The sequence below is a fragment of the Polynucleobacter sp. AM-25C3 genome (genome assembly GCF_018882335.1).
In the GTDB taxonomy this organism is placed as follows: Bacteria; Pseudomonadota; Gammaproteobacteria; order Burkholderiales; family Burkholderiaceae; genus Polynucleobacter.
On sequence record NZ_JACVOS010000053.1, the window covers coordinates 1 to 223 of the forward strand.

General features: G+C 50.2%; 1 protein-coding gene. It reads right to left on the reverse strand.

Annotation, left to right across the window (positions count from 1 at the left end; translation table 11 throughout):
• Positions 1-223, reverse strand: a 223-nt coding sequence (locus ICN12_RS10825) for an AIDA repeat-containing protein (RefSeq protein ID WP_216272515.1), incomplete at both ends; no start/stop codon positions are given.

Consider the following 223-nt stretch of genomic DNA (forward strand, 5'->3'; position numbering starts at 1 on the left):
AGAACTGATGGTCGCGCTAATCGCACTACCACCGCTACTAACAGCTTGAGTACCGCCATCATTTACCGTAGTAGCACTTGCAATAGCGCCACTACCAACAGCTTGAGTACCACCATCATTTACCGTAGTAGCACTTGCAATACCGCCACTACCAACAGCTTGAGTACCACCATCATTTACCGTAAGACCACTCACAATAGCGCCGCTCAGGAGGGTCTGGCTA